This window comes from Helicobacter trogontum, assembly GCF_000765905.2.
GTDB lineage: Bacteria > Campylobacterota > Campylobacteria > Campylobacterales > Helicobacteraceae > Helicobacter_A > Helicobacter_A trogontum.
The window spans coordinates 69,910-96,523 of sequence record NZ_JRPL02000005.1; the positions used below are offsets into that span (position 1 = coordinate 69,910).

23 protein-coding genes, 1 tRNA gene and 1 pseudogene are annotated in these 26,614 nt (G+C 32.9%); 8 read left to right on the forward strand and 17 right to left on the reverse strand.

Annotated elements, in window-relative coordinates:
• Nucleotides 1-148: 148 nt before the first annotated feature.
• From LS81_RS03555 to LS81_RS03565, 3 genes are read left to right on the forward strand one after another with little or no spacing between them, the layout of a single operon-like run.
• Nucleotides 149-1,207 carry a GDP-L-fucose synthase family protein gene (locus tag LS81_RS03555; RefSeq protein ID WP_034345323.1) on the forward strand — a complete coding sequence of 353 codons (1,059 nt, stop codon included), beginning with the start codon at nucleotides 149-151 and terminating at the stop codon, nucleotides 1,205-1,207.
• Nucleotides 1,208-1,235: 28 nt separating this feature from the next.
• Nucleotides 1,236-2,507 carry a DegT/DnrJ/EryC1/StrS family aminotransferase gene (locus tag LS81_RS03560; RefSeq protein ID WP_081955896.1) on the forward strand — a complete coding sequence of 424 codons (1,272 nt, stop codon included), beginning with the start codon at nucleotides 1,236-1,238 and terminating at the stop codon, nucleotides 2,505-2,507.
• Nucleotide 2,508: 1 nt separating this feature from the next.
• Nucleotides 2,509-3,054, forward strand: coding sequence for a dTDP-4-dehydrorhamnose 3,5-epimerase family protein (locus LS81_RS03565; RefSeq protein ID WP_034345325.1), 546 nt, complete (start codon nucleotides 2,509-2,511; stop codon nucleotides 3,052-3,054).
• A 661-nt stretch (nucleotides 3,055-3,715) separates the two neighbouring features.
• Here LS81_RS03565 and gltX read toward each other — a convergent pair.
• Complete coding sequence (gene gltX / locus LS81_RS03570; protein ID WP_034345327.1) at nucleotides 3,716-5,149, reverse strand: glutamate--tRNA ligase; 1,434 nt, start codon at nucleotides 5,147-5,149, stop codon at nucleotides 3,716-3,718.
• Between the two features lie 304 nt (nucleotides 5,150-5,453).
• Entirely contained in the window at nucleotides 5,454-6,098 is a 645-nt protein-coding gene (locus tag LS81_RS03575) for a carbonic anhydrase (protein ID WP_034345329.1), read from the reverse strand.
• 94 nt (nucleotides 6,099-6,192) lie between these two features.
• Here LS81_RS03575 and LS81_RS03580 point away from each other — a divergent pair, with 94 nt between their 5' ends.
• Both LS81_RS03580 and htpG read left to right on the forward strand, forming a co-directional pair.
• The gene (locus LS81_RS03580; RefSeq protein ID WP_034318727.1) at nucleotides 6,193-6,861 is read left to right on the forward strand and encodes a DedA family protein; all 669 of its coding nucleotides are present in this window, start codon (nucleotides 6,193-6,195) and stop codon (nucleotides 6,859-6,861) included.
• Nucleotides 6,862-7,449: 588 nt separating this feature from the next.
• Nucleotides 7,450-9,288, forward strand: coding sequence for a molecular chaperone HtpG (gene htpG, locus LS81_RS03585; protein WP_034345331.1), 1,839 nt, complete (start codon nucleotides 7,450-7,452; stop codon nucleotides 9,286-9,288).
• Between the two features lie 1,102 nt (nucleotides 9,289-10,390).
• Here the strand turns inward: htpG and LS81_RS03590 are convergent.
• The 6 genes and pseudogenes from LS81_RS03590 to LS81_RS03615 form a co-directional block, all read right to left on the reverse strand.
• Nucleotides 10,391-10,468, reverse strand: a tRNA-Met gene (locus tag LS81_RS03590).
• A gap of 688 nt (nucleotides 10,469-11,156) precedes the next feature.
• Entirely contained in the window at nucleotides 11,157-11,858 is a 702-nt protein-coding gene (gene ung, locus LS81_RS03595) for a uracil-DNA glycosylase (protein WP_034345333.1), read from the reverse strand.
• A 2-nt stretch (nucleotides 11,859-11,860) separates the two neighbouring features.
• Nucleotides 11,861-12,502, reverse strand: coding sequence for a hypothetical protein (locus tag LS81_RS03600; RefSeq protein WP_034345335.1), 642 nt, complete (start codon nucleotides 12,500-12,502; stop codon nucleotides 11,861-11,863).
• 305 nt (nucleotides 12,503-12,807) lie between these two features.
• Nucleotides 12,808-13,488 (reverse strand): acid response regulator transcription factor ArsR, encoded by a 681-nt coding sequence (arsR, locus tag LS81_RS03605; RefSeq protein WP_034345338.1) that lies wholly within the window; start codon nucleotides 13,486-13,488, stop codon nucleotides 12,808-12,810.
• Between the two features lie 147 nt (nucleotides 13,489-13,635).
• On the reverse strand, nucleotides 13,636-14,367 hold the full coding sequence (locus LS81_RS03610) for a thioredoxin domain-containing protein (RefSeq protein WP_034345341.1): 732 nt from the start codon (nucleotides 14,365-14,367) through the stop codon (nucleotides 13,636-13,638).
• Nucleotides 14,368-14,904: 537 nt separating this feature from the next.
• A pseudogene (locus LS81_RS03615) lies at nucleotides 14,905-16,328 on the reverse strand (anaerobic C4-dicarboxylate transporter).
• Between the two features lie 30 nt (nucleotides 16,329-16,358).
• Here LS81_RS03615 and LS81_RS11215 point away from each other — a divergent pair.
• Nucleotides 16,359-16,514 (forward strand): hypothetical protein, encoded by a 156-nt coding sequence (locus tag LS81_RS11215; RefSeq protein ID WP_161976742.1) that lies wholly within the window; start codon nucleotides 16,359-16,361, stop codon nucleotides 16,512-16,514.
• Nucleotides 16,515-16,815: 301 nt separating this feature from the next.
• On the opposite strand, the gene LS81_RS11495 is transcribed toward LS81_RS11215, so the two are convergent.
• The 7 genes from LS81_RS11495 to LS81_RS03645 all read right to left on the reverse strand — a co-directional run bounded on the left by LS81_RS11495 (nucleotide 16,816) and on the right by LS81_RS03645 (nucleotide 20,862).
• On the reverse strand, nucleotides 16,816-16,977 hold the full coding sequence (locus LS81_RS11495; protein WP_162549626.1) for a hypothetical protein: 162 nt from the start codon (nucleotides 16,975-16,977) through the stop codon (nucleotides 16,816-16,818).
• 93 nt (nucleotides 16,978-17,070) lie between these two features.
• Nucleotides 17,071-17,568: a ribosome maturation factor RimP gene (locus tag LS81_RS03620; RefSeq protein ID WP_034345343.1), complete on the reverse strand. Its 498-nt coding sequence runs from the start codon at nucleotides 17,566-17,568 to the stop codon at nucleotides 17,071-17,073.
• A complete protein-coding gene (gene rbfA, locus LS81_RS03625) occupies nucleotides 17,565-17,945 on the reverse strand; it encodes a 30S ribosome-binding factor RbfA (protein ID WP_052096488.1) in 381 nt (126 codons plus the stop codon). Before rbfA ends, LS81_RS03620 begins: the two co-directional genes overlap by 4 nt.
• A 69-nt stretch (nucleotides 17,946-18,014) precedes the next feature.
• Nucleotides 18,015-18,464: a hypothetical protein gene (locus LS81_RS03630; protein WP_034345346.1), complete on the reverse strand. Its 450-nt coding sequence runs from the start codon at nucleotides 18,462-18,464 to the stop codon at nucleotides 18,015-18,017.
• A gap of 10 nt (nucleotides 18,465-18,474) precedes the next feature.
• A complete protein-coding gene (locus tag LS81_RS03635) occupies nucleotides 18,475-19,227 on the reverse strand; it encodes a hypothetical protein (protein WP_233715872.1) in 753 nt (250 codons plus the stop codon).
• A 160-nt stretch (nucleotides 19,228-19,387) separates the two neighbouring features.
• The gene (locus LS81_RS03640; protein WP_034345349.1) at nucleotides 19,388-19,867 is read right to left on the reverse strand and encodes a DUF2147 domain-containing protein; all 480 of its coding nucleotides are present in this window, start codon (nucleotides 19,865-19,867) and stop codon (nucleotides 19,388-19,390) included.
• 92 nt (nucleotides 19,868-19,959) lie between these two features.
• The gene (locus tag LS81_RS03645) at nucleotides 19,960-20,862 is read right to left on the reverse strand and encodes an aspartate carbamoyltransferase catalytic subunit (protein WP_034345352.1); all 903 of its coding nucleotides are present in this window, start codon (nucleotides 20,860-20,862) and stop codon (nucleotides 19,960-19,962) included.
• An 84-nt stretch (nucleotides 20,863-20,946) separates the two neighbouring features.
• Between LS81_RS03645 and LS81_RS03650 the strand changes: the two genes are divergently transcribed.
• Both LS81_RS03650 and LS81_RS03655 read left to right on the forward strand, forming a co-directional pair.
• Nucleotides 20,947-21,459, forward strand: a complete 513-nt coding sequence (locus LS81_RS03650) for a hypothetical protein (RefSeq protein WP_034345356.1) — start codon at nucleotides 20,947-20,949, stop codon at nucleotides 21,457-21,459.
• Between the two features lie 592 nt (nucleotides 21,460-22,051).
• Nucleotides 22,052-22,327: a HypC/HybG/HupF family hydrogenase formation chaperone gene (locus LS81_RS03655; protein ID WP_034345359.1), complete on the forward strand. Its 276-nt coding sequence runs from the start codon at nucleotides 22,052-22,054 to the stop codon at nucleotides 22,325-22,327.
• 452 nt (nucleotides 22,328-22,779) lie between these two features.
• Here the strand turns inward: LS81_RS03655 and LS81_RS03660 are convergent, their stop codons facing one another.
• A complete protein-coding gene (locus LS81_RS03660) occupies nucleotides 22,780-24,207 on the reverse strand; it encodes a BspA family leucine-rich repeat surface protein (RefSeq protein WP_052096489.1) in 1,428 nt (475 codons plus the stop codon).
• A gap of 104 nt (nucleotides 24,208-24,311) precedes the next feature.
• Nucleotides 24,312-26,609, reverse strand: a complete 2,298-nt coding sequence (locus tag LS81_RS03665; RefSeq protein ID WP_034345362.1) for an AAA family ATPase — start codon at nucleotides 26,607-26,609, stop codon at nucleotides 24,312-24,314.
• Nucleotides 26,610-26,614: the final 5 nt, after the last annotated feature.

The window sequence follows — 26,614 nt, forward strand, 5'->3', positions numbered from 1 at the left end:
ACAAATGCAGCCCAGCAATGCATGTTTATCTATGATTAATAGTATTTATAGCTTTTATATGCTATGATTCAGTCCTTATAAAGAGCGAACTAAACTAAACTGCAGGGTGCTATAATAAACATAAACATTACAAGAGAGAAATATAAAAATGAAACAAGATTCTAAAATTTATATAGCAGGACACACTGGACTTATAGGCTCAGCAGTGCTTAAAAAACTGCAAAATATGGGATTTAATAATCTCATTACTAAAACGCATGATGAACTAGACTTGCTAGATCAATCTTTGGTTCGTGATTTTTTTGAGCGGGAAAAACCAGAATACGTGTTTTTCTGTGCTGCTAAAGTTGGCGGCATGTTAGCACAATTACATGAGAGGGCAAACTTTTTGTATGAAAATCTCACTATGCAAAACAATGTAATTCACTATGCTGCAAAAAACAATGTGCAAAAGCTGTTGTATCTTGGTAGTATCTGTATTTATCCAGAATTTGCTCCCCAGCCTATAAAGGAAGAATATATTTTTCAAGGTGATTTGCAATATAATAATGAACCTTACGCAATAGCAAAGATTAGCGGTATTAAATTATGTGAATTTTATAGTATTCAATATGGCGTACAATTTATACCTATTGTGCCTGTTAGCGTATATGGTTCAAATGATAATTTTGACTTAGCAACCTCTCATGTTCAAGCAGCCATCTTTAGAAAAATATTTTTAGCAAAACTACTCTACGAGAATAGATATGATGAATTATTGATGGATTTAAGTCTAGAGAGTATCAATGAAGCTAAGGCGTATCTCTCTAAATTTGGCATCAATGATAGGCATGTAACGCTTCTGGGAACAGGAAACACGAGTAGAGAATTTTTGCACTGCGATGATTTAGCTGATGCTAGTATCTATTTAATGCAATATAAAAATTTTACAGATATTGCACAAAATATTAATGGAAAAATAAAAAACTCTCATATTAACATTGGCACAGGAGAGGAAATTACAATTAAAAATTTGGCATTAATGTTGCAAGATATACTTAATTATAAAGGGCAAGTTTTATTCGAAAGCACGGGAAAAAATGATGGAACATTGCGAAAAAGCATAGATTTAAATAAAATACACGCATTAGGTTGGCAGCATAAAATTACATTAAAAGATGGCTTAAATATGATGTATAACGATTATATAAATAGGGTTTATAGCTAAAAGTTTTATATTGCAAGAAAGGAAGAGTATGGTAGGTTATCCATTGGCGTCATCCACTTGGGATGAGCAAGAATTACAGGCAATTAGGGAAGTCATTGACAATGATATGTTTACAATGGGTGAAAAAGTAGCTGAATGTGAAAGAAACTTCGCAAAATTTGTAGGATCTAAGTATGCCGTAATGACAAGTTCAGGTTCAACAGCTAATTTAATAGCGACTGCAGCCTTATTCTATACAAAACACAACAAATTGCAAAGAGGCGATGAAGTTATTGTTCCTGCTGTGTCGTGGAGCACAACATATTATCCTCTTTATCAATATGGGCTAAAATTAAAATTTGTAGATATTGATTTGGAAACACTAAACTATGATTTAGAATCGCTACAAGATGCTATCACAGATTCTACAAAAATGATTATGTGTGTCAACTTACTGGGCAATCCAAACGACTTTGATAAGATACAGGCAATCATAGGTAACAAAAATATCGTCTTGTTGGAAGATAATTGTGAATCAATGGGTGCAGAATATAAAAATAAGCAAACTGGCACATTTGGTATCATGGGGACATTTTCTACATTTTTTTCACACCACATAGCAACTATGGAAGGTGGTTTTGTGGTTACTGATAACGAAGAGTTGTATCACATTTTACTTTGTCTAAGGGCACATGGATGGACTAGAAATTTACCAAAAGATAACTTGGTGGCACCAAAAAGTGATAGTTGGTTTCATGAGTCATTTCGCTTTGTTTTACCTGGATATAATGTACGACCCGTTGAAATGAGTGGAGCCATTGGCATTATGCAGCTAAGAAAGCTTCCTATTTTTTTAGAATATAGAAGAAAAAATGCAGAAATTTTTTGTAGGTACTTCCAAAATCACCCTGATTTTATTATTCAAAAGCAAATTGGACTGAGTTCTTGGTTTGGTTTTTCCTTCATCATTCGTCCAAATTCTTTGATAAAACGAGAACACATACTTCAACGATTGGACAAAAATAACATAGAATATAGACCAATTGTTGCAGGTGATTTCACACAGAACGAGGTGTTGCGTTATTTTGATTATGAGATACATGGTTCTTTAAAGAATGCAAAACATTTGCATAATCATGGATTTTTTGTGGGAAATCATCAAACAGATATTTCTGATTCCTTGCATTTATTAAAAACAGTAATAGATGGGGGGGGGGGTAAGAACACTTTAGTTTTCTGCACCAAACTTTATCCTGTCAATAATTACACGGATAATGAATACTCCTCCCATATAGCACTTCGCTTTACAAGGAGTGCATGAAATGGCAATAGAATTTCATATTACAGAATCCAAACTACTACAAGGTGTACACATTATTACTCCTAATAAATTTAGAGATTTACGCGGTGAGATTTGGACGATTTTTACAGAAGATTGTATAGGTAAACTAATACCAAATAATATAAAGTTCAAACATGATAAAATCATTACCTCATGTCATAATGTCTTGCGTGGTATACATGGGGATGTAAAAACATATAAACTAGTCACCTGTGTGTATGGTGAGGTGCATCAAGTTGTAGTGGATTGCAGAAAAGATTCACCCACCTATCTCAAATGGGAAAAGTTTATTATTAACGAAAATAATCAACAAATAATTTTAATACCACCAAACATGGGAAATTCATATTATGTAAGCTCAAACAATGCAGTCTACTACTATAAACTTGCTTATGATGGAGAATATCTTGACGCACAAGACCAATTTACATACGCATGGAATGATGAAAAAATAGGGATTAGCTGGCCTACAACACAACCAATTTTATCTGAAAGAGATATCCTAGCAAATAGCCACAATAGATAAGTAGAAGGTTTGCCATAGTACTTCTAATTGCAGAACAAGTCTTAATAAAGATGACAAGTGCAATTTGTATCTTATAGCAACCACTACTATTTGCAAACACAAATACTTACAAGAATTTTTATCTATGTAAAATACTTTATACAACTTCAATATGCCATAGCAAGTATTGATGTTATAACAAATATAAATCCTAGAACTTATATATTCAACACAAGCCATATTTGAAAATCACCCTACCCTCAACTATTAAAAATTAGCCCCTACTTGATCATGCCTTAAGATTGTAATTTCTATACATCTGATAGCCAAAGTTTTCTCTCAAGTTCTACACAATGAGTCGGCATTGATACAAGATGTTACCTCTCTTTTTCACCCATTAGTCAAGTATTTTTTTGTATATTTTTTATGTAAATTGTATAATAGATTCTAAGTTCATGTTTATTAATAATATATCTTATCAAATATAACATAAACCCATTTAATAATATGATGACACGGATATAGGTAGGCTAAAAAGTGATACCTATGATACAGATGATTACTTTTAGGATTAAAATTTTATACATGCAATAGCTATCTTAGACAAAAACGCTGCTAATTGCTTTTTTAGCTACATGTCTTACACTAAAGTATAAAATATCAAACTTGCAACAAAGATGATTTAATTTCTCTTGGCAAACTCAATTAAGGTTTGTATCCTTTTGATACTCTCATCTTTATCCAGGATACAAAGACATGCACCTAGATCAATACCACCCTTTTGCCCTAAAAGCCCAAGTCGCAAAGCCTGCATGAATACACTAGGCTTTATTGTAAGTGTATTCGCATATTCTTGTATAATGGCTTTTATATTGTTTATATCTAGCGTGATGTTATTGAGCTTATCTACAAACTGACTTAAAGCCTGTTCTAAAACTGCTTTATTTTCTTCTACAAATAGCTTTCTGTATAATGAGATGTCGTAACACGCTTGTTGCGATTTTTCTATATCTTCACCCTCATAAGGCAATGGTGCATGGATAATCTGTTTGATTGCATGTCTCATGCTTACAAGCTCAGTTACACGCGTTTTTAACTCATCTAAGAGTATATTTTTTTGCCCACATGACATAGAATCTAAAATCTCTACATTAAGTATTTGCATTAATCTCTCATTATCCATTGCCTTAATGTATTCTGCGTTTAACCAATATAGTTTCGAAAAATTACATCCAGAAGGATTGCTATTGATTCTATGTGGATCAAAGCACTCAATCATCTCCTGCAAACTGAATATTTCCTTATCACCATGCCCATATCCAAGCTTGAATAAAAAGTTAAGTAAAGCCTCTGGTAAAACGCCATTGTCTCTATATTCCAACACAGATAATGCACCATCCCTTTTGCTTAGTTTTTTACCCTGCTCATTACAAATCATTGGGATATGATAGAATCTTGGTATATCAAACCCTAATGCTTTATATACAAGTAGCTGTTTTGGCGTATTTGAAATGTGATCATCGCCACGTATAATATCTGTAATTCCACTTAACGCATCATCAATTGCAACGACAAAATTGTATGTTGGTGTCCCATCACTTCGTAAAATCACAAAATCATCAAGCTCACTAGCTTGAAAACTAATCTTACCTTTAACACCATCATCAAAATCAATAACACCCTCTAGCGGTGCCTTAATGCGAACGCAAGGAGTTATGTCTTTTGGAATCTCACCAGTGAAATCCCTGTATTTACGACTACAATTTGCATGATTTGATCCCTTATTTTGTAATCGCATATCAGCAAGTTCCTCTTTTGTAAGATAGCAGTAATACGCGTGTTTAGAATCTAGGAGCTTTTGTGCGTATTGCTGGTAAATCTCTGTTCGCTGACTTTGAAAAAGCATTGGCTTATCATATTCTAGCCCCACCCACTTAAATGCTTCTAGGATTCCATCAAGCGCTTCTTTACTATTTCTCTCTATATCTGTATCCTCTATACGCAACAAAAACTTACCACCCTTGGCACGTGCGTGCAAATAGCTGTATAATGCGGTGCGTAAGCCGCCAATATGTAAATGCCCTGTTGGCGATGGTGCAAATCTTGTTGTAACCATATCTTTCCTCGTGTTTTATAGAATCTCTTTAATAATAAATGCAAAATTATAATTAATTTTTGATAAATAAAGATGTGCTAAGTTTATTTTGAGTTGCTCATATTTCGCAGTATAAAAAACAAGATATTAGATGTATCTTATTATTTATAGAGGGTTGATTGCAGAGTTTTATGTTAACAACATGTTGTAAATAGATGAGTAAAAATATAGTTATTAAAAATGCTAAAATGATTGTATATGAGATTTTGCTCTTAGTCTTCTTACTAAATTACTACATGTCAAATAAGGTTTTATAACTCACATTTCAGTGCGTATTATCTCTAACAATGGGTTTAAATTCGCGTGTAATGAGGTTGTAGTTTAGAATCTGCCCATTCATAATATTGTAATACCAACCATAAATTTGCAACTCCCCTCGATTAAAACGCTCTTCAACAAATGGATAGCTCAACAGATTATAGAGTTGTTGCTGGATATTTTGAAGTTCTGTAAGCCAAATGCGTTTATGCTCGCTTTCTGGCTGCATAGTCTCAACTTTTGCAATCGTTGGATTAAGGAGTTCAAGCCATTTTTTTACATAAGGCATCTCATTAAGCATATCATGATTATACACTGCTGCACATGCTCCACAATTACTATGTCCACATACAATGATGTTTTTTACCTTGAGCTTACAAATAGAATACTCAATAGAGGACGTAGTAGCAAGATATCCTTCCATCATTTCATCATTTTCATCCTTAAATGGGGGTATCAGATTACCTATATTACGTACCACATAAAGTTCACCTGGTTTTGAATGTGTGAGTCTATTTGGATCAATTCTAGAATCTACACAAGTAATAAACAAGGTGTGTGGTTTATTTTCTTGCAAACTTTTAAAAAAGGCTTTTTCATTATTATAATCTTCTTCATAAAATTTTATTGCACCTTGAAAGAGTTCATTCATATTCTTGCCTTCAATTAAGAGTTATTGCCTATTTGCAATTATACAAAATGTTTATATATAATGCAATTTTTAGTTTAATAAGCAAAGAATAACAATGATACATACTATTATACACTTCATTCTTGATATTATAGAATCTTTTGGCTATCTTGGTATTTTCATTTTTATGGCAATAGAATCAAGCATATTACCTATGCCTAGCGAAGTGGTTATGATACCTGCTGGATATTTGGTATGGGAAGGCAAGATGAATCCTATATTGGCTATTCTTGCAGGGACTTTTGGCAGTCTTGCTGGTGCATTGTGTAATTATTTCATAGCAATAAAAATCGGTAGAATTTTTGTTATAAAATATGGTAAATATTTTTTTATGAAAGAAAAAAGTCTTGTGACAACAGAGAAATTTTTTGATAAGCATGGAGAAATTAGCACCTTTGTGGGTCGCCTCATTCCTGTTGTGAGGCAGTATATTTCTGTGCCTGCTGGACTTGCAAAGATGAATTTATGGCGTTTTAGTATTTTTACACTCATTGGAGCATGTATTTGGGTGAGCATTTTGACTGGATTTGGATTTTGGCTTGGTGATACTTTTAGTGGCATTGATATCAATGAAATTATAGAGACATTTGGTAGAGGTGAGCTTGATTCTATACAACAAGACATTAAAACAAAAATGCGTCTCATTGTGATCGCAGTACTCATTTTTGTGTGCATATGCACTTTTATATACATATGGTTTATGCGTAAAAAGAAGCAAAAATAGCACTTTAAGCTTATACATCAAAGATGAAATAGGTGCGACATAACTAGAATATTCATGTAAAATACATGGTAAAAAGTTCTTAAATATTTTCATATTAAAATTATCTAAAAGATAAAGAACCTTTAAAACATGCCTATGAAATAGTTTTTTGCGTATAGATTTTATGCATAATTTCAAAAATATTAAAAGAATCTTTCAATACATTTACAAGCTAAGCCCTCTGCAAACATAATCTTCAATAATATGTCAGACAATAAGTCTAGCTCTTTCTTCTTATTATAAATGCCATCTTGTCTCTTGTGTACTCTAGCTACAACACCACACATAATACATCATAATAAAACCAGCACAATACAATCCTCTTTTGCCTACTACATGCTTAACATAGACATACAAGGAAGACTAAATTACCATAAAAACAATATAAGATATTCAACATTATACATAATATTATATATATTGGCTAAATAAATGTTATATTAATATACTAATTAAACTTAATACTATTAACTAAAGGTTATATTTATTTATCAAACTTATGTTATAATTGCTAACTCAAATATTTTAATATGAAATTAGGAGTTTAATATGGCAAAACAAGCATTTCAAACAGAAATCAAACAATTGCTTGATTTAATGATACACTCTCTTTATTCCAACAAGGAGATATTTTTACGCGAACTTATTTCAAATGCAAGCGATGCACTCGACAAGCTTAACCACCTTACACTAAGCGATGATGCATACAAAAGTCTCACATTTCAACCAAAAATTACCATTAGTTTTGATAGTGAAAAAAAGATATTAAAAATTGCTGACAATGGCATTGGTATGAATGAAGCCGATTTAAATAACCATCTTGGCACAATCGCAAAAAGCGGTACAAAAAGCTTTTTAGAGAATCTAAGTGGCGATAAGAAAAAAGATTCTAATCTCATTGGGCAATTTGGCGTTGGTTTCTACTCAAGCTTTATGGTGGCTGATAAAGTGATTGTTAATACAAAAAAAGCACTCGACACAAAAGCATATACATGGATAAGCAATGGCGATGGCGAATATGAGATTCTAGAATCAAGCAAAGATGACTATGGTACAGAAATCACACTATATCTTAAAGATGATGCAAAAGAATATTGTAATCGATGGAGCATTGAGGATGTGATTAAGAGATATTCAAATCATATTCAATTCCCTATATTTTTACAATACACAGAAGAAAAAAAAGAAGAGGGTAAAGAAGAAGTTATCAAGGAAGAAAAAGAAGAGCAAGTAAATAAAGCAAAAGCACTTTGGACTATGTCAAAAAGTGAGTTAAAAAAAGAAGACTATGAAGACTTTTTTAGCACACTTGCTTATGACAAGGAAAAGCCTATAAGCTATATCCACACTCATGCTGAAGGCAAGTTGCAATATAAAAGCTTATTCTATATTCCAGCTACACCGCCATTTGATATGCAAAGGATGGATTACAAATCACATGTTAAACTCTATGTAAAACGCGTATTTATAACAGATGATGATAAAGAGCTATTGCCCTCATATTTGAGATTTATTCATGGTATTATTGATAGCGATGATTTACCTTTGAATGTAAGCAGAGAAATATTGCAAGAAAACAAGATTCTAGAACAAATTAAGAGTGCATCAGTCAAAAAAGTATTAAGCATGATAGAATCTGTTGCAAAAGATGAAGCCAAATATAAAGAATTTTACACAAAATATGGCAAGGTGCTAAAAGAAGGGTTGTATGGTGATTATGAAAATAAAGAGAAATTATTACAACTTGTGCGCGCATATTCATTGAAAAAAGGTGAGAATATAAGCCTTAAAGCATATAAGGAATCAATGGGTACAGAACAAAAAGGTATATTCTATGCTATAGGCAAAGATTTGGAAACCTTAAAAAATAATCCTGTGCTTGAAAAATTTAAAGACTATGATGTGCTCTTGTTTGCTGATGAGGTAGATAGCTTTGTTATTCCTACAATCGGAGAGTTTGATGGCACAAAACTACTTGATATTAACAGCAAAGAGGCAAGCGAGGGTATCAAAAGTGAAATTAGCGAGGAGCAAAAGAAAGCATTTAAACCACTTATAGAATCTTTCAAGGGCTTAGATGGCGTAAATGAAGTAAGTCTTAGCGATAGTCTTACTTCACCTTTAGCACTCACTGATGAAGGTATGCAAAATAGTTATATGGAACAAATCATGCGGCAAATGGGGCAAGAAATGCCAGAACCAAAAAAGAATGTAGAACTCAATATAAATCATGAGCTTATCCAAAAAATAAACAACATGGATAATGATCTACGTAATAAATATTGCCTCATTCTTTTTAATGGTGCAAAAATACTTGAAGGGCATAGCCTAAAAGATTCTAAAAGCTATGTTGATAGTGTGCATGAAATATTACTTAAAAGCATCTAAGAAATATAGAGTTTTGTAATTGAAATGTAGGAAGAGGTTTTGCTATTTCAGTGTGTTGTAATCTAATAAAATTATGAGATTATGCACACAAATATATTTATTTGTGTGACATAAATCCTGTATGCAAATCTCTTACACATTTTGCAAAATACCCAAGAAATAAAAATTCTATTTATCTCATTAAGATTCTACCTTATATAAAACATCATACATTTTAACCTACTCTATTTACTCGCATATCCAAAAGAGGTCTATCTCTTATATACATACTTTGCTTCCACTTGAGAAATTACATACAAGTGCCTATTGAAACATACATAAGCAAAAGAGATTAATATGTAATTTAGAAGAATTATATTGCTTGGTATTATCACATAATTAGATTGTATAACCAAACAGATTGACACACAAGCCAATACAACAAAGGATAGAAGATTCAACTTGTAATCAAATAGATATAGATCAAATGCATATCTACATATATACACACTTTGGCAAACACAAGTATCTGAAATATAAAGTATTCTAGGTTTCTAAACCTTTAATCTATCTATAAAAACACAAGCAACAAACAAAAGCTACTCTTTATTAATCATACTAGATGCAACAATCCTTCAACTATCTTTTTGGAAAAATCCTCTTTTACCTATTCCTATATACAAACAATTATTGCTAGATAGAATCTTGTATTGGTTTTATCTATTTTTATCTTTAGAAAGTGATGTATTTTTATTTATAAATACTCTATTACTAACCAAAATACTAAATACTTACAAAAAACCTCAATATTTTAAATAATTTTTCATAATTTCTAAATTTATAATCTCTAGGATATTAACCATGGCAACACTTTTTATTGTTTTGCTCTTTTGTCTATATTGAGAAATTATATTGTCTTGTTAATAGCTCCTAGAAAGATTCTTTTAGTATATAAGTTTAAAAACAAGTATTCTCACATTCATATTTATCTTAGTTATCAATGTCGCAAACGCATTAATGTCATCAACACACTTTGGCTAAACCAAAAAGCTTCTATTGAAATCAAATTGAAATTATACAATATTATAGAATTATAAAATGAGGAGTAGTATACGTAAATTATTGGTGTCAAGGGGGGGACTTGAACCCCCGACCTCCGGCTTATGAGACCAGCGCTCTAAACCAGCTGAGCTACCCTGACATTTAGAGAAATCTTATTGTAACACAATACATAATAAAAGTCAAGTGGATTTACTTTAATAATGGTGAAATTTATCCACCCTGTTTGTTCTATACAGAAACAAACTTTATTTAAGATAGTACGCATGTTTGAGCCACATTTACAATCTAAAGTCCTAAAGAGTATTAAGGCTTCTTTAATATTTTAAAGACTATGCACAAAGCTATTCAACAAAGCATGTCTAAAAATTTTATGTTTGTGAAATCTTTTACATGTTTTTAGTCGCTTATTATATCGTTTTATGTTTGTATTAATTCTTTAGCCTAGATGTTGTTGTTTGACTAATGCATAAAATAGAGGCTTATTATATTAAAGCCTATAGTCTTTATTGTTGTGCTTATTGATATTAATGAGGTTATGTAATGGTTTGCAATTAATGCAATCAAAGCAATAAGAGCAAAAGCCTTAACCTTTCACAATATGGTATAAACTGGCAAAAAAACAACAAGATCTTCTTGAATTAAGCATAGTTATACTGCAAAAAAATATATGAGTATTGTGATACAAACTGCCTTTTAGAGCACATACTACACTTAATCTAATTGATGCAAATTAATACAAGATTGATCAAGCTTTTATATATTGATGATTAAGAGATCGTTTATGACTCATTTGTTTCTCTTATAAATACTAATTTCATTCTATAAGTTTAAACAATACGCCAATCCATGGCACTTTTGCCCATATCCTGCAATGCTTTATTGGCTTGTAGAAAAACTCCACTACCCACAAAACCCCTAGCAAGTGGACTAGGATGTGGAGCTGTAATAACTGCATGTTTTGTTGTATCAATCAAGGATATTTTCTTTTTAGCAAAATTTCCCCACAACATAAATACGATACCATCATAGTGCGTTGAAAGAGCATGAATAACAGAATCTGTAAACATCTCCCAACCAAAATGTTTATGCGATCCTGCCATACCTTTTTGCACACTAAGTATTGCATTAAGCAGCAACACACCCTTACTTGCCCATTGTGTCAGATCTCCATGATTTGGCATACAAATCCCTAAACTACTTTCAATTTCCTTGTAAATATTTTTTAGACTAGGAGGTATTGGCACATTCCTTGGAACGCTAAAGCTTAATCCCATAGCTTGTGGGATTTCCCTATCCTGTGTAAAAATACTACCATGATAGGGATCTTGCCCCAAAATTACAATACGAACAGATTCTGGGGGTGTTAGATTAAAGGCATTAAAAATAAGTTCATTTGGTGGAAAAATCGCATTCTTATGTGCTTGGAGTGCTTGTCTATAATGTTTAATAATCTCTAAAAAGTAGGGCTTACTAAATTCATCTTTAAGTAAATCAGCCCATTTTGGCGAAAGTGTCTTTGGTATTAACATGCTTAGTGATTGGAGTTTAAAGAGCCATTATAGATATACTGCACTGGTCGCCGAAATTCCATTCGCGACACAGTATCATTGATGAGATTTGTAAAAACTTGCAGATCTGTATATTGTCCGCTATCTACTGCTGCATTTCCTGCCACGTATAAAACTCTAGTCTTTTTATATACATCATACCAATCAAACGCTACACGATAGGCATCACGCACAACACGCCTTGTCTGCTTTTGCGTGGATTCTCCATTTTTTGTATCAATACTGCATGAGGGCACACCATTAATTACATTGCAAACCCCTGTTGCATTAAAAGTATATTGATAATTACTTGATGGATCTAGACGCTCTTTGGCAACGCGTATGTAGATGACATTTCTAGCATATGAGGTATCAATTTGCCCTTGCATATAGATATTATTGAATCCTCTTTTCTTAAAAGCTATTAATGCTTGTCCAGCGTAATATTTTGATGAAAGATCCCACGGATCTGATATGATAATAGTCGGTGCATTTGTGTCAAAATCATAGGTTGGCAACACCGTGGAGTAATACTCAGCTCTATAGTTGCCCTGAGAGCAAGCCGTCAATGCAAATGCAACTAAAAGCAGTAAAACAAATCTAATTGAAATAAAAAATCTTAACATCAAAATCCCTTATAGACAAAATCATTATTAAGTCTAAAAATCATAAAAGCAAAAAAGATTCCATGCGATTACAACATATAGCCATTAGAAATATAATAACATAAATAGAAAGATTTTTCTTGCAATACTTAAGCTATTGGTATCAGATGTAGTTTTATTCAAAGTTATTATCTACTAAGTCAGTACTCTCAAAAACCATTTCTAACGCTTACCTTAATAAAAAAATATGAGATCATCCACATACAACAATGCTTAATAACAAACAAAAAGCATCAAGCCCAGTTAAGCATCATACATAGTAAACTTTACGCTTCTAACTTATAACCAACCCCGCGTACAGAAATAATATACTGCGGATTTTTAGGATTCTCCTCTATTTTTGATCTTAATCTACCAATGATAACATCAATACTTTTATTCGAACTTTCTGGATTAATAGATTCAGATTCAATAGCAATTGCCTCCCGACTAAAGACATGCCCCTTTTTGCTAATAAGTAAAGTTAGAATCTCATATTCTGCTCGAGTTAAATCAAGTTTTTTATCTTTAAAGAACACCTCTCTTGTATCCTTGTCGATAGAAAATATCACTGACTTATCTGCCACCCTCTCTTCTGCCATTTTTTGCGAATAGCGGCGGAGTAGAGATTGGATACGAGCTACAAGCTCTTTTGGATCATAAGGCTTTGGGATATAATCATCCGCACCACTATCAAGTGCTTTTACTTTATCGTTCACATCGCTACGTGCCGATGAGATAATTATAGGAATATTTTTTTGCTTTGCTACCTTCTTACATACCTCCAATCCATCAAGATTTGGTAAAGTAAGATCAAGTAATAAAAGATCAAAATGTTTTGTTGCAAGTGCTGACATGCCTGTGTATGGCTCATCATAGTTTGTCACATGGATATCATGTTGCTTCAAATAATCACTTAACACTTCTGCTAGTTCAACATCGTCTTCAATCATCAAAATTTCTAACATCACACACCCCTGTTATTTTTAGGTTTAAATGGCTCCAATCAATGATTTATATTGTATAGTATGTTTCATAAAAACCGCCTTAATTCCGTAGAAACAGAATCTAGCACACACTAACGCTCAAATGATTCTCAATAAAACTTCGCCTTATTATTTTGTTGTTCTTCTTATAATGTAGGGCACACCTTGCACACCTGATGCAAGCATATCTTCTGAAATACGTGTCACAAGATCATTATTACCAACTTTTGGTGCATATTCAGCACGAAATACTTTTTTTAATAATGCAATCTTTTGATCTCTATTCTTTACACCTTGCAATTCTTGATAATAACCAGCAGCTCTATTATGTGCTTTCTGTCCTAATATACCCACCATAAGCACTTCAAGATTTGCTTCTTTCAGATAATCATCAAGATGCATGACTTCTTGCAAACAATAAGGACAAGTAGTGTCCAAAACCATGTATATTGTCTCTTTTGAAGGTTTTGAAGATTCTATCTTCAACACCGAATTTGAATGTTTTTTAAATAAGGTTAATACATTAGAATCTTTCATATCTTTATTATATTTATTAACCCCATCAATACTAGTACGCAAAGCACTATTACCATTATTTATTGCAATACCATCTGTTAAAGGAATAATATAGCTGCCATCTTTACTCACAAGCAACGTTACTCTCTCTTTGCTTGGAGATTCCAAGACCATAATTGAAACATCTTTTAATGGCTCTTGTGTATTAGATATAACCTTAAAATCTTGCTTTGTATTCTCCTTTAAGAACTTCTGCACCACTTTGCTAGAATCTTGTGCTAACAAGCTATAAGAAGTGAGGCTCAAGCCAAGCAGATTCAACATGATAAAATGAGGGATTTTCATAATCTTCCTTTTTATAGGTTTAATAATCTACATATTGTATAATTCTTTTGTTAATTATCTAAAATGTTTTCATAATCTAGGGATACTAAATTTCATTATAACTACTTTCTTAAAAACCCTTGCATCCACCAAAAATCCAACCTATGAAAGTACTTAAAAGGTTATTATTGCTTAAAAAGGTTATACATAAAAATGATTAAATAAAAAGTATGTTTTTAAATTTTGTCTTTGCAGAATCTTTTGAATATTTCTGGATAAGGAATACACAATTATGCCATTTCATGTTTGTATCAACTCTTAGAGCTTAAATGTTGAGATGTATTATACTGGGGCTTAATGCATAAAAACTTTTAATCTTTGTGTTTTTATTTATTATTAATACTTAATATGATCACCATGGAAATAAGTAGAAATATTAATTTTCTGAAAAACAACATAAACCAGTAAAAGAAGAGACAATTATTATTGTGTGCAACTCAAAAAACAATGGGTTTAAAGAAATTGCACATCATATAGTTTGTTAGTCAGCTGCTAAACTTATAGGTATCCAGCCGCTAGAACTAAAAAATATCCCGCTACACACGAACTAGACACGCCGATTAATCCAGGCAAAATAAAGCTGTGATTAATAACAAACTTTCCTATACGTGTTGTCCCGCTTCTATCAAACTGAATTGTCGCAAGATCGCTTGGATATGTTGGTAAAATATAATAGCCATAACACGCTGCCGCAAATGCTACCACAACTCCTGGCTCAACGCCAATATCTAATGCTAAAGGCACAAATGCTGTAATCGCTGTTGCTTGAGAATTAACAAATTTTGAAATTAAAAGCAGCATAATTGCATAAGCCCAGATATGTCTTGTTACAATACACTCATCACATCTTTCATCATTGGAGTATGAACAGCAAACATTGTATCTGCCATCCATGAGATTCCAAACACCGCTACAAGTGCAATCATACCAGATTTAAAGATCTCATTGCTACCAATTTTTTTTACATCGGTGTTCGTAAAAATAATAATAAGTGAGCCAGCAAGTAACATAAACATTTGAATTACTGCCACCATTGAAAGAGAATCCATTTTGGGATTTCCTAATTCATCCACTTGTGCTACACCATCTTTCATAACTTGCCCCCAATTTGGTCGCAAAGAATCAAAGATTCCAAACAAAGCTACACAAACAATCGCTCCCAAAAAGATCCACATCGCAATCCAACTACTTTGTGGCAAATTAACATCTAATAGCGTTTTGCTATCTCCATAGACATATTTCTTAGTTTCAGGATTGTTGATTCTAGCTTGAAATTCAGCATCTTTATCTAAATCTTTGCCTCTAAACCATGAAAATATACCTATACACAACACACCAAAGAGCGTGCTAGGAATAGTAATTTGAAGTAAATTAATATAGCCATCAAATCCTGCAAGCTTATGATCAGCATTAAGGAGCAATGCGGTAAGACTTACAACCGCAACAGACACAGGCGAGGCAATAATTCCCATTTGTGAGGCAACAGACGCAGCTGCCATGGGACGCTCAGGACGAATATTATTTTTAATTGCAATATCATAAATAATTGGCATGATTGTATAGACTACATGTCCAGTTCCACACAAAATGGTAAGAAAGCAGGTGACAAATGGAGCAAAAATTGTTAAAAGTTTTGGATTGCGTCTTAATATTTTTTCTGCAATTTGCAACATAATATCTAGCCCACCACTTGCTTGAAGTGTCGCACTTGCTACCACAACTGCTAGAATCGTAAGCATAACATCGATGGCAGGCTTTCCAGGTTTAATGTGAAAGAAAAAGACGAGCATTAAAATCCCAATGCCGCCTAAAAGCCCAAGCGCAATGCCACCTTTTCTTGCACCATAGAACAAACATATAAGCACAACCAAAAGCTGAATGCCAAATTGATAGCCCTCGCTTAAATTTGTGAGAAAATCCATATAACGCTCCTTAAGATAAAATACACAAAAGTGTATCAAAAAGCCTTAAATTATATACTAACTTCCTATGAGGTTGCATGGTTTAATGTCATTGGATTGTCACTATTACGAAGTGTTGTAAATAATGAATTATCACTCATAAAACTAGGCAGTGCAACTACTTCTATCACCACACACAAGCAATAACCCATTATAAATTCTTATAATCTTTAGTAATATATCATTACATAGTATAAAAAGCTATTGCAATGAAGCTTCGCACACAAAAGATAAACAGATTATTTAAAGCTTAGTGCATTGAAATACACATTGTAAGCTTAAGAGTGCTTGTGTATAAGTTTTTAAAATCTCAAAGAAAATTCAATATATCTATACATCAAGCCCTAAATATTCAAAGTAAATCAAGAAGAATGCCTTAATATATGTTGTATAAAAATAAGATAGCATTATCGAATTTCATCTTCTTATGCATTCATTTTCTAATCACCTATTTTAAAGTCAGTGCATAATTGCCTAAAAACTCCTTTGCTGGATGACCACTCCTAAAGCTCATCAATCGCATTGGATTGTAGATTTCTATTAGACTTTGCAAGGCAAAAAACACCAAAATCCATGAAAATCTATCCATGATAAACAGCACTAACACCATATAAGCTAGTGAAGGCAGCTAAACATACATACTTTTTACCAAAAAATACAATAAACAAGAGAGATATATGAGATAGAAAACTGCACAATCAGCCTATTCTTTTAAAGCATAGCTTTCCCAATCAAAAATCGTCTTTACTTTCTTACATTCATCAAGTCGTATGACATGCGTTCTTGTATCTTGTGGAGTCTGCTGTTTTTTCTTTGTCGGTTTAAGAATCTCTTTGATTGTTATCTCTTCTGTATTATAAGATTCTAGGATACCAACTATAGTTGTTTTATCTGATAGGGTAACTGCGACTTGCTGTCCTATACTGCATAAAAAATGTTTTGGTTTTTTCAAGTTTCGTTCAATACCTGGCGAACTTACCTCTAGGTGGTACGCCTCCAAACTAGTAAGCTCTACATCTAAAAGTGGGGCAATAAGTGCACTCACATTTTCACAATCATCCAGACTAACGCCATCTTTCTTAAAGATTGAAATACGCAAAATCATATTTTCATTTTCTTTTAACAGCTCGATATCATAAAGCTCTATGCCTTTTTGCGTAATTAATGCTTCAATTTTATCATGTAAATCTTTTGTTATCATGTCTTATCCTTATTTGATTGATTATGAATTTGTGCAAAGATTTTATCAAGATTATTTTGGATTTGTAAACTATCATCAAACACCAACGTAAGCTTTGGTGCACTGTGCCATGCAGTTGTGCTTAAAATATATTCTTGCACGATTGGACGTGCTTTTTTGAAAGCTTGTAGAATCTTTGTTTGCATATCTTTATCTATATTGCTTGATTCTATAAATATCTTAGCATCATGTTTGCCTCTTGAGCATTGCACTCTTGTAACCTCTAGTGTATTTAGCATACTATCGCCCAAACTCCCTAATGCTTCATTTATTATTTCATGTAAAAACGCTTCTCGACGTTCTTGCATGACCTTACCTTGTGTAATTTTATTTTGCATATTCTCTCTCTTGTGATTTTAGATTCTTTATATATAAACTATACATAAAACTCAATTATATTTTAGAATCTAAGAGTTAAATAAATGTAATATTTTATTAAGATTTGCTCTCTTTGCCTTTGGCAAGATAAAAAACATATCAAGACCCCACCATATTGCAACACCAACTAAACCAATATAACCCGCAACAAGAAAAATAAGAGAAATCAGTGCTAAATCGGATAACTGCACAAAAACTACACTAATCATCAATAATGCATATGATATGAGCAAAAGGCTAACTTTTAGTGCACCAATAACTCTATCGCCAATCATAAAACGACCGACTCCAAAGATACCAAGTATAACACTCCCAACCCAGAACACCATTTGAACATTATGGAGCTTTAATAATGGTAAACCTATGACAATTTTTGCAAGCCCAACCTTATCCAATTTCCTTAGCTTGTCTTTTACAAGCGTAAAACTCTCGTTTGGAATCTTATCATATAGATGCAGCATAATCAATGATGGAACCATAATCTTCCTTTTATTCTACAAGATTTTTCAATTTGTTTTTAAAAAGCAAACCAAGAATCTCCTCTTCTTTGATTTGATTTGCATGAATTGCACGCTTATGTTTCGCACTCAAAATCTCACACAATTCTGCTATACATAAAGGGCAAATACGTAGGGGATGCTCATAGAAAAGTCGCGTGTCAACACCACCAGAGCGAACGCGGTAATCAAAAGCATTCTTGGTTGGCACACACACTCTTATTAATTCTTGTGATGTCTTTTTTATCGCTTCACACCGAATAAAATGTAAATGTGGCGAATCCTTTTTTGCAAATGTTCGTTCATCAAGAATATAAGTGTAAGCACATGCTAGATGAAGTTCTGCACCAATGTATAACTCAAAAAATTTAGAATTGCTACTAGATAAATCAATTTTCATTCCTTTTTGCAGACTCTCACTATCAAAAACGCTTAAATTAGATAAATATTGCAGAATTTTTTGTGTTTTAGAAAAAAGTTGTGGTACTTGTGCCATTTTCCCATCTTTTTGCACTTTATCTATGGTACTAGGCTTTATATGTGTTGTCTCCTTGGTGTCTTGTTGCATATTATTTAAACCTTGATGTATGTTAGAATTCATGGTATTTTGCATCACATCTTGTGTTAAGTCTGCATCCGATATTCTTATTGGCTTGATTGGATTTTGAAAGGTTTTCACAAAGGCATACCGCACATCATCTTGCACTGCCATAGCCCCATTTGTCTGTATATTTTCTGTTTGCATTTTCATCCTTATCTATCTTAATAGAATACACAACAAGATATTTGATTACCAAATTTCATAGCTAAGATGGAAAAATAGTGATAGCTAACTTAAACTCCCTTCACCCTTAAAAACCAAGCAAGGATACGCACACTTGCAAATACATGTGATTTGATATTACTCATTGTGGTAATTGTAAGGTTTCTATCTTTGGTCTTTTTGCTTGATAAGGGGCAATCTCTTTATCACTCATTTTTCGCCACGATAGAGTTTTACCAAATGTGCCTCTTTTGTCTTTACTCACACGCAATTTCAACACCCCATCATTCCATTCTGCACTGACATGATAGGTATCACCATTTTGAAAGTTATAGAGCTTACCACCATGATATTTGTTGTCTTTTTTGTGTGTAAGATTCCATAAAAATACACTTCCACCAACCTTTCTATCACGCAGCCTTGGATCTGGATTTTTCACATCATTACCAGAATCTTTGCCACTTTTATTTGCAAACCCCACACCATAAAACTTGCCATTTTTTTGAAAGATCTCAACATAAGATTCATCACCCTTTGAGGCTACCGCATACACACCAGTAATATCACTTGCAAACACCACAGCACTAAAACATAAAATAAAAAGATAGAAAATAAAACGCATAAACAACCTTTAATAAAAATAGCTGGATTATAACACACAAAAAAACTATATTATAAAAATATGACGCGTCATAACATATATTTGAAGCAGTCTTATCCATCATGACATAAAAATTCCATAACTGCCATGCGAATCTTAACGCCATTTTGCACTTGTGTAAGCACTTTGCAACATGGACTTGCCAATACATGATCATCAATATCAATATTACGATGCACGGGTCCAGGATGCAACACAATAATATCACGATCTTTTATTAATTCTTTAGTAACACAAAATCTATTTGCATAATCTTTAAGGCTACCATAAATTTGTGTATTATGCCGCTCTGTTTGTGTTCGCAAAGCCATAATGACATCAACCTCATCAATCACCTCTCTTAGATCATGTGCAGTTTGCAATCGTGTTTTGTAAAGAAAATGTGGCGGTGCAACAAGCACAACATTAACACCAAAACGAGTTAATAGTTCAATGTTGCTATTTGCAACCCTTGAATTTTTAATATCCCCAACAATTGCTACTTTTTTATTTTCCAGTACAGATAACCCACGCAAACAATCATTATTGCCAAAATGATTTGCCATTGTATAAAGATCAAGTAGAGCTTGTGTTGGATGTGCATGTGCACCATCACCCCCATTAATGATTGGACAAGAAGTAAAGTGTGCTAAGAAATTTGGTGCTCCAGCACTTTTATGTCGCACAATAATTCCATGTGGCTGCATAGCATTAAGCGTTGCAGCAGTATCCGCCATGCTTTCACCTTTAGCAGTAGAGCTTTTTGCTACATCAAGACTTATAACTTCTCCGCCAAGATTCTTAATGGCTATTGAAAAGCTACTTAATGTGCGAGTGGAGTTTTCAAAAAATATGGTAATAAAGCGTTTGTTTTTTAATGTCTCTTTATTATCAGTCATATTTGCGGTACGTGCAAATATATGTTTAATTTCTTCTACATGTAAATCAGTGGTTTGTATGAGATGCCTTATACTCATGTTTTACCTTCAAATGTAAATTAGCTGACTATTATAACAAATTTGCTAGAATACGCAGTAAATCTTTATTAATGAAAGCTAGGTATGCAGTTATTCTTTAAGAAGTTTTTAGGTTATGTCCCATTATTTTTTTATGTGTTTTATCTTGGTTGTTCATCATATTTCTCAAAATCTGAATTTTTGGATACACCACCTGAATTATTAGCACAAAATAGTCGCATGATTTTACTCTCGGGTGCAGATGAAAAGTTAAAGATTGCTGCAAGATTAACACACTTAAATAGTCTTGATAGTAGTATCTATAATGGCAGAGAATATTTTTTTTTAGAAATATTTAATGATGACGAATATACAGTAATGCCAGATTCTATGCAGCTTAGCATGTTTGGCAGAAAGCCCTTATGGATACGCCCTATAGAGGCTAGGGAGCTTGATGACTTACTAACCCTACAAAACAATTTATCTAGCGGCTATCTTATTGCTTTCAGATACCCATCTGTATTTGAAAAAAAGAATATGAAGGTGCAATTAAGCATAGAATCTTTTGAACCAGCTGTGTTTGATTTTTCTTATATTATATTAGACTCAAAGTTATAATTTTTACATGGTTTTCATCTCACCTATATCTTAAGTGCAAACAATATCCATAGATATAGTTCCGCATACAGCAATAACCTAAAATTTGATAATTTAACAAAACTTTGTAGTAAGACATACCTTCTTGTAATCAAAACCTCTAAAAAACACTATAAATAATGCTTTAATATCCTTCATTGATTTACATGTCCCTATTGTGTATAGTTTGTAAGAGGTATCAAAAAACCAAAGCATATCATAGGCTAAAAACCTTGCAAATATGGCTTAAAATAATACGTATTATAAAAAAGATATTTTTATATATTACAAGAAAATAAGAATAAGTATAGAATCTTGGGCGAGGTTATAAAACCAAAATGTTTTATAATAGAATAATTACGAGTTTATTAAACATTGAATAAAAGCTAGTGTAAATATAGCATGTTATTATCTAGATTCTATGTGATTCAATACCTCTTAGTTTTCATATTATTAACACATAATTACAGAATATTTTAACACAAGGTTTTTTATATTGATTTTAGCTTAAGTGCAATATTATTCTTATTGTGTTAGCATTACAGACTTAAAAGATTCTATCAAGGATAACAATATGTGTCTAGCAATCCCATCTAAGGTCATAAGTATAAATAAAGAAACAAATATGGCAACACTTGATACACTTGGCGTCCAACGCGAAGCAAGCCTTGATCTCATGCAGGATAATGTAGCTATTGGTGATTTTGTTTTATTGCATGTTGGCTATATTATGGGCAAAATTGATGAAGAGGATGCAATCGAAAGCCTAAAGCTCTATGCAGAAATGGTAGCAGCCATGCAAGAGGAAGATGAAGAGTTGCACATGCTAGAAGAGGCAAATAGATCATAGCTTTATAGACTATAATTGATACTATTACCGAGTTTATCACATCTTAAATGTAGTGAGCAGTCAATAAGAGCCATTCGTGCAGCCAAGATCAATCTTGGCAAATAATCGGATGTGTGGTTTTGCTATACTTTATTTAAGCTTTCAATATCACAAAATTGTGCATGACAAGCCCTAATCACTCATACCTCTTATCCTTAGATTCTTAGTTGTTTATTTTGATAGCATTATATAAATACTGCAAACCCAAATACTCTTATGCACAAAAATACAAATTATCTCTTAATTACATTCCTTGTATCTTCATGCAATCTACTCTTCTAAATGTGTAAAATCAATCCACAAACTGCTTAACAATCTTACACAGCATATAAAATCTCATAGATTATATGAATATTTTTAGTCAAGATATATTTATTTGCAATATACATAAGGAATAGATTTATAATAATTCGTCATTTATACCAGCTAGGAAGCCTTCTCATACCAGAATCTTTAAACATATCCATCTTGCTTTTTGCATTTACTTCCCAATAATCTAAATCCTGATTAAAACTTATAGCACCCTCAAACATACGATCCATATATCTTATATTATGTGTACGCCAGAATCTCAACGCCTGATTAAATGAAGTTGCATTTCTAAACATCTCACTTGTATTCCACACATCCGCAAGATTCCATTTATCAATTTCTTGATTAAAAGCCTTTGCATTTTTAAACATAGAGCTCATGCTTGTTACACGACCTACATTCCACTTATTTAAAGGCTGATTAAACCTTAACGCTCCTTCAAACATCGATCGCATTTCACGCACCTTTGATACATTCCAAGATTCTAAGGGTTGATTGAAATTCTTTGCATTCTTAAACATAGCAAGCATACTTTCTACCCGAGATACATTCCAAGATTCTAAAGGTTGGTTGAAACTTATAGCATTCTCAAACATATTCTCCATATATTTCACTTTGCTGACATTCCATGTATGAATGTTTTGATTAAAAGAAGTCGCAAAAGCAAACATAGCATTCATGTTTATTACATTTTCCACATTCAAAGAATCTAATGCGCCATTAAAAGATTTTGCACCATAAAACATTTCACGCATACTTTCAACACTTCTAGTATCCCATTTATTAAGACTCTGATTGAAACTTTCTGCTTCAAGAAACATGGCATTCATGTAACGCACATTGGCTACATTCCAAGATTCTAAGGGTTTATTAAAAGCCTTAGCCCTTGCAAACATATTATTCATGCTTTCCACATTACTTACATTCCATTTGGAAATATCTCTATTAAACTGCGCAGCATCAGCAAACATGAAATCCATGTTTGTCACATTTTTAACATTCCATCTAGAAATATCATGATTAAAAAACTTTGCACGATCAAACATAGCATACATGTTTGTCACATTTTCTACATTCCAAGATTCTATGCCGCTAAAATCTTTACGTATTGAGTTTTTAAATAAGGCACTCATATCGTTAATAGCACTTGTGTCAATTTCACTTAGTTTTATAGATTCATCATCCACAAGAGCCTTTAATTCACTTTTTGTCTGTGGCAAATACTTTTTCATAGTCTTAGATTCTGTATGCATTGCAGTTGTTTTAGCAACTATCTCTTTTTCCTGCATATTGTTATCAGATTTTATATTCTTATGTGTTGTTGTTTCATTTGTATCTACAACACTCTTAGAATCTATCTTACCTTTTTCTACTTCATCTACATGTGATTTTGGGTGCATTTTAGAATCTTGATTTGCGTTAGAAATAGCTTCATGACGGGTTTCTTTTGTGCTTGTTGTTGCGGCTTTGGCATAACATGACATGGCAATAAAGCAACACAACAATAGTGTGATAAATGTAGATTGCATATTACTCCTCATTAAATTAGATCTAGGTTATCATCATATTTCTAGTGTTTAGAAAGTCTGATCCATAGCATAACATATTAATGGCTTAACATAAAACCTTTTGTCTAAATAATCTCTTGCTTTTGTTTTTGTATATCAAACACAAGGGCATTATTCTTCACGTTAATATGTGCTATCCCACCTTTACGCAACTCACCAAACAACATAGCATTGCTTAAAGGCAACTTAATAGCAGAATCAATAGTCTTTTTAATCTCTCGTGCTCCAAGTGTCTTATCAATAGATTGCTGTGCTATAAATTGTGCAGCTTTTGGGCTAAGTTTTAATATAATGTGTTTTTCCTGTAGTGTTGCATTAAGATCAGCAATATATTTTTGTGCAATCTTTTGCAGTTCACTCACGCCAAGTGGCATAAATGGAATAATAGCATCAAGCCTACTCCTAAACTCTGGGCTAAAGGTATCTTTAATAGCCATATTTGCCCTATGTTCACCCGTATCAAGGAATCCTACCGCATTTCCCTCTTTGCTCCCTGCATTGCTGGTCATAATAAGAATTACATTTTTAAAATCAGCCTTATTATTTTGATTGTCTGTTAATGTTGCAGAATCCATAATTTGCAACAAGATATTATACACATCACTATGTGCTTTTTCAATCTCATCAAGCAGTAACACACAATGTGGGTTTGTGCGAATTTTATTAATTAAAAGTCCACCTTCTTCATAACCCACATATCCTGCAGGCGATCCAATAAGCTTACTAATGCTATGAGATTCTGCATACTCACTCATGTCAATTCGTTCAAACTTAATACCAAGTGTTTTTGCAAGCTCCTTGCTCAACTCCGTCTTTCCAACACCAGATGGACCAGTAAATAAGAAACTCGCGATAGGACGATGTAGTTCGCCCAAACCAGCCTTATTAATCTTTATTTTTTCTACGATTTTTTCAATAGCTTTATCTTGCGAGAAAATGCGTTTTTTAAGTTGAGATTCTAGATTCTTTAACAACATGCTTTCATCAGCATTAATAGTTGATTTTGGAATGTTTGTAATTGTTGCCATCAGCAATTCAATATGCTCTTTAGTAATAACTTTATGCTGTGACTTAGAATCTTTTTTTGTTTTCTTTGTGTTCGTGTTTAATGGTATCTCTAGAGTATCATGTTTGTTCTCATTGTTACACAAAAACTCATTTAATTGTGCTTTTGCACCCACTTCATCCATAAGATCTATGGCCTTATCAGGCAAGTGCCTCTCGGTAATATACTTGCTTGATAGGCTAACACAAGCCTTTATCGCCTCATCTTCATAAATTACATTATGAAACTTCTCATAGAGTGGTGCAATCTTTTGAAGAATTAATAAACACTCTTCTTCGCTTGGCTCTACAACTTTTATCTGTGTAAAACGACGTGCCAACGCTTTATCTTTATCAAATGAATTCTTATAATCATGATTTGTAGTCGCACCAATACAACGCAATCTACCACTAGCAAGCATAGGTTTTAAAAGGTTTGAAAAATCCATACCTCCACTATTTGACTGACCTGCTCCAACAATCATATGAATCTCATCAAAGAAAATAATAATATTTTTATCTTTTTCTACTTCTGCTAAAATCTTTTTAATACGCGTTTCAAATTCACCGCGATATTTTGTCCCAGCAACAACAGAACTTACATCAACAGCATAAATCACGCTACTAAGCAATTTTGCAGGCACCTTACCCTCTACTATACGTAATGCTAAACCTTCTACAATAGCACTTTTGCCAACTCCAGCCTCACCTATTAATATGGGGTTATTTTTCTTGCGACGACAGAGCACTTGTGCAATCTGATTAATCTCTAAATCTCTACCTACAAGCGGATCGATCTTACCATCAATAGCCAATTGATTAAGATTTTTCGCATATTTTTCAAGTTGGCTTTGAGAATCTTTTGTCTTCTCTTTAGGCGTATGCTCATCAAAATCTACAACAACACGCATTACATCTTCAATCCGAATACCTTGTGCACGTAGCAATCTTGCACAATAACAATCCTCTTCTTGCATAAGAGCTACAAAAAAATCGCCAACCCCAACACTTGCCTTTTGTGCATTTTTTGCATGTGAAACCATATGATCAAATACACGCATAAATGCTGGTGTTTGATGTGGAGCTTCTAATTCCTTTAAAGCACGTCCTTTTGGTATATGTTTTTCTAAATAACTACCAAGAGAATCCAATAAAATCTTTATATTTGCTCCAGTTGCCTCAACAAGTTCTCTACCCACTGGATTTTCAAGTAAAACATAAAAAGCGTGCTCAATAGTTAAAACATCATGACGCATATTCTCTACAAAATGTAAAGTCTTTTGAAAAATATTTGATAAATTTGAATTCAACTCACCCATCTCTA

Coding starts and splice junctions, on each gene's coding strand:
- LS81_RS03645 (WP_034345352.1), bottom strand. CDS start 20,862: ATGAGTATAAGGCATCTCATACAAACCACTGATTTACATGTAGAAGAA.
- LS81_RS03635 (WP_233715872.1), bottom strand. CDS start 19,227: ATGCAAACAGAAAATATACAGACAAATGGGGCTATGGCAGTGCAAGAT.
- LS81_RS03655 (WP_034345359.1), top strand. CDS start 22,052: ATGTGTCTAGCAATCCCATCTAAGGTCATAAGTATAAATAAAGAAACA.
- LS81_RS03565 (WP_034345325.1), top strand. CDS start 2,509: ATGGCAATAGAATTTCATATTACAGAATCCAAACTACTACAAGGTGTA.
- LS81_RS03575 (WP_034345329.1), bottom strand. CDS start 6,098: ATGAATGAACTCTTTCAAGGTGCAATAAAATTTTATGAAGAAGATTAT.
- LS81_RS03650 (WP_034345356.1), top strand. CDS start 20,947: ATGCAGTTATTCTTTAAGAAGTTTTTAGGTTATGTCCCATTATTTTTT.
- LS81_RS03665 (WP_034345362.1), bottom strand. CDS start 26,609: ATGGGTGAGTTGAATTCAAATTTATCAAATATTTTTCAAAAGACTTTA.
- htpG (WP_034345331.1), top strand. CDS start 7,450: ATGGCAAAACAAGCATTTCAAACAGAAATCAAACAATTGCTTGATTTA.
- LS81_RS03560 (WP_081955896.1), top strand. CDS start 1,236: ATGGTAGGTTATCCATTGGCGTCATCCACTTGGGATGAGCAAGAATTA.
- ung (WP_034345333.1), bottom strand. CDS start 11,858: ATGTTAATACCAAAGACACTTTCGCCAAAATGGGCTGATTTACTTAAA.
- LS81_RS03620 (WP_034345343.1), bottom strand. CDS start 17,568: ATGATAACAAAAGATTTACATGATAAAATTGAAGCATTAATTACGCAA.
- LS81_RS03660 (WP_052096489.1), bottom strand. CDS start 24,207: ATGCAATCTACATTTATCACACTATTGTTGTGTTGCTTTATTGCCATG.
- LS81_RS03555 (WP_034345323.1), top strand. CDS start 149: ATGAAACAAGATTCTAAAATTTATATAGCAGGACACACTGGACTTATA.
- arsR (WP_034345338.1), bottom strand. CDS start 13,488: ATGTTAGAAATTTTGATGATTGAAGACGATGTTGAACTAGCAGAAGTG.
- LS81_RS03600 (WP_034345335.1), bottom strand. CDS start 12,502: ATGTTAAGATTTTTTATTTCAATTAGATTTGTTTTACTGCTTTTAGTT.
- LS81_RS03610 (WP_034345341.1), bottom strand. CDS start 14,367: ATGAAAATCCCTCATTTTATCATGTTGAATCTGCTTGGCTTGAGCCTC.
- LS81_RS03580 (WP_034318727.1), top strand. CDS start 6,193: ATGATACATACTATTATACACTTCATTCTTGATATTATAGAATCTTTT.
- LS81_RS11495 (WP_162549626.1), bottom strand. CDS start 16,977: ATGGTGTTAGTGCTGTTTATCATGGATAGATTTTCATGGATTTTGGTG.
- gltX (WP_034345327.1), bottom strand. CDS start 5,149: ATGGTTACAACAAGATTTGCACCATCGCCAACAGGGCATTTACATATT.
- LS81_RS03640 (WP_034345349.1), bottom strand. CDS start 19,867: ATGCGTTTTATTTTCTATCTTTTTATTTTATGTTTTAGTGCTGTGGTG.
- LS81_RS03630 (WP_034345346.1), bottom strand. CDS start 18,464: ATGGTTCCATCATTGATTATGCTGCATCTATATGATAAGATTCCAAAC.
- rbfA (WP_052096488.1), bottom strand. CDS start 17,945: ATGCAAAATAAAATTACACAAGGTAAGGTCATGCAAGAACGTCGAGAA.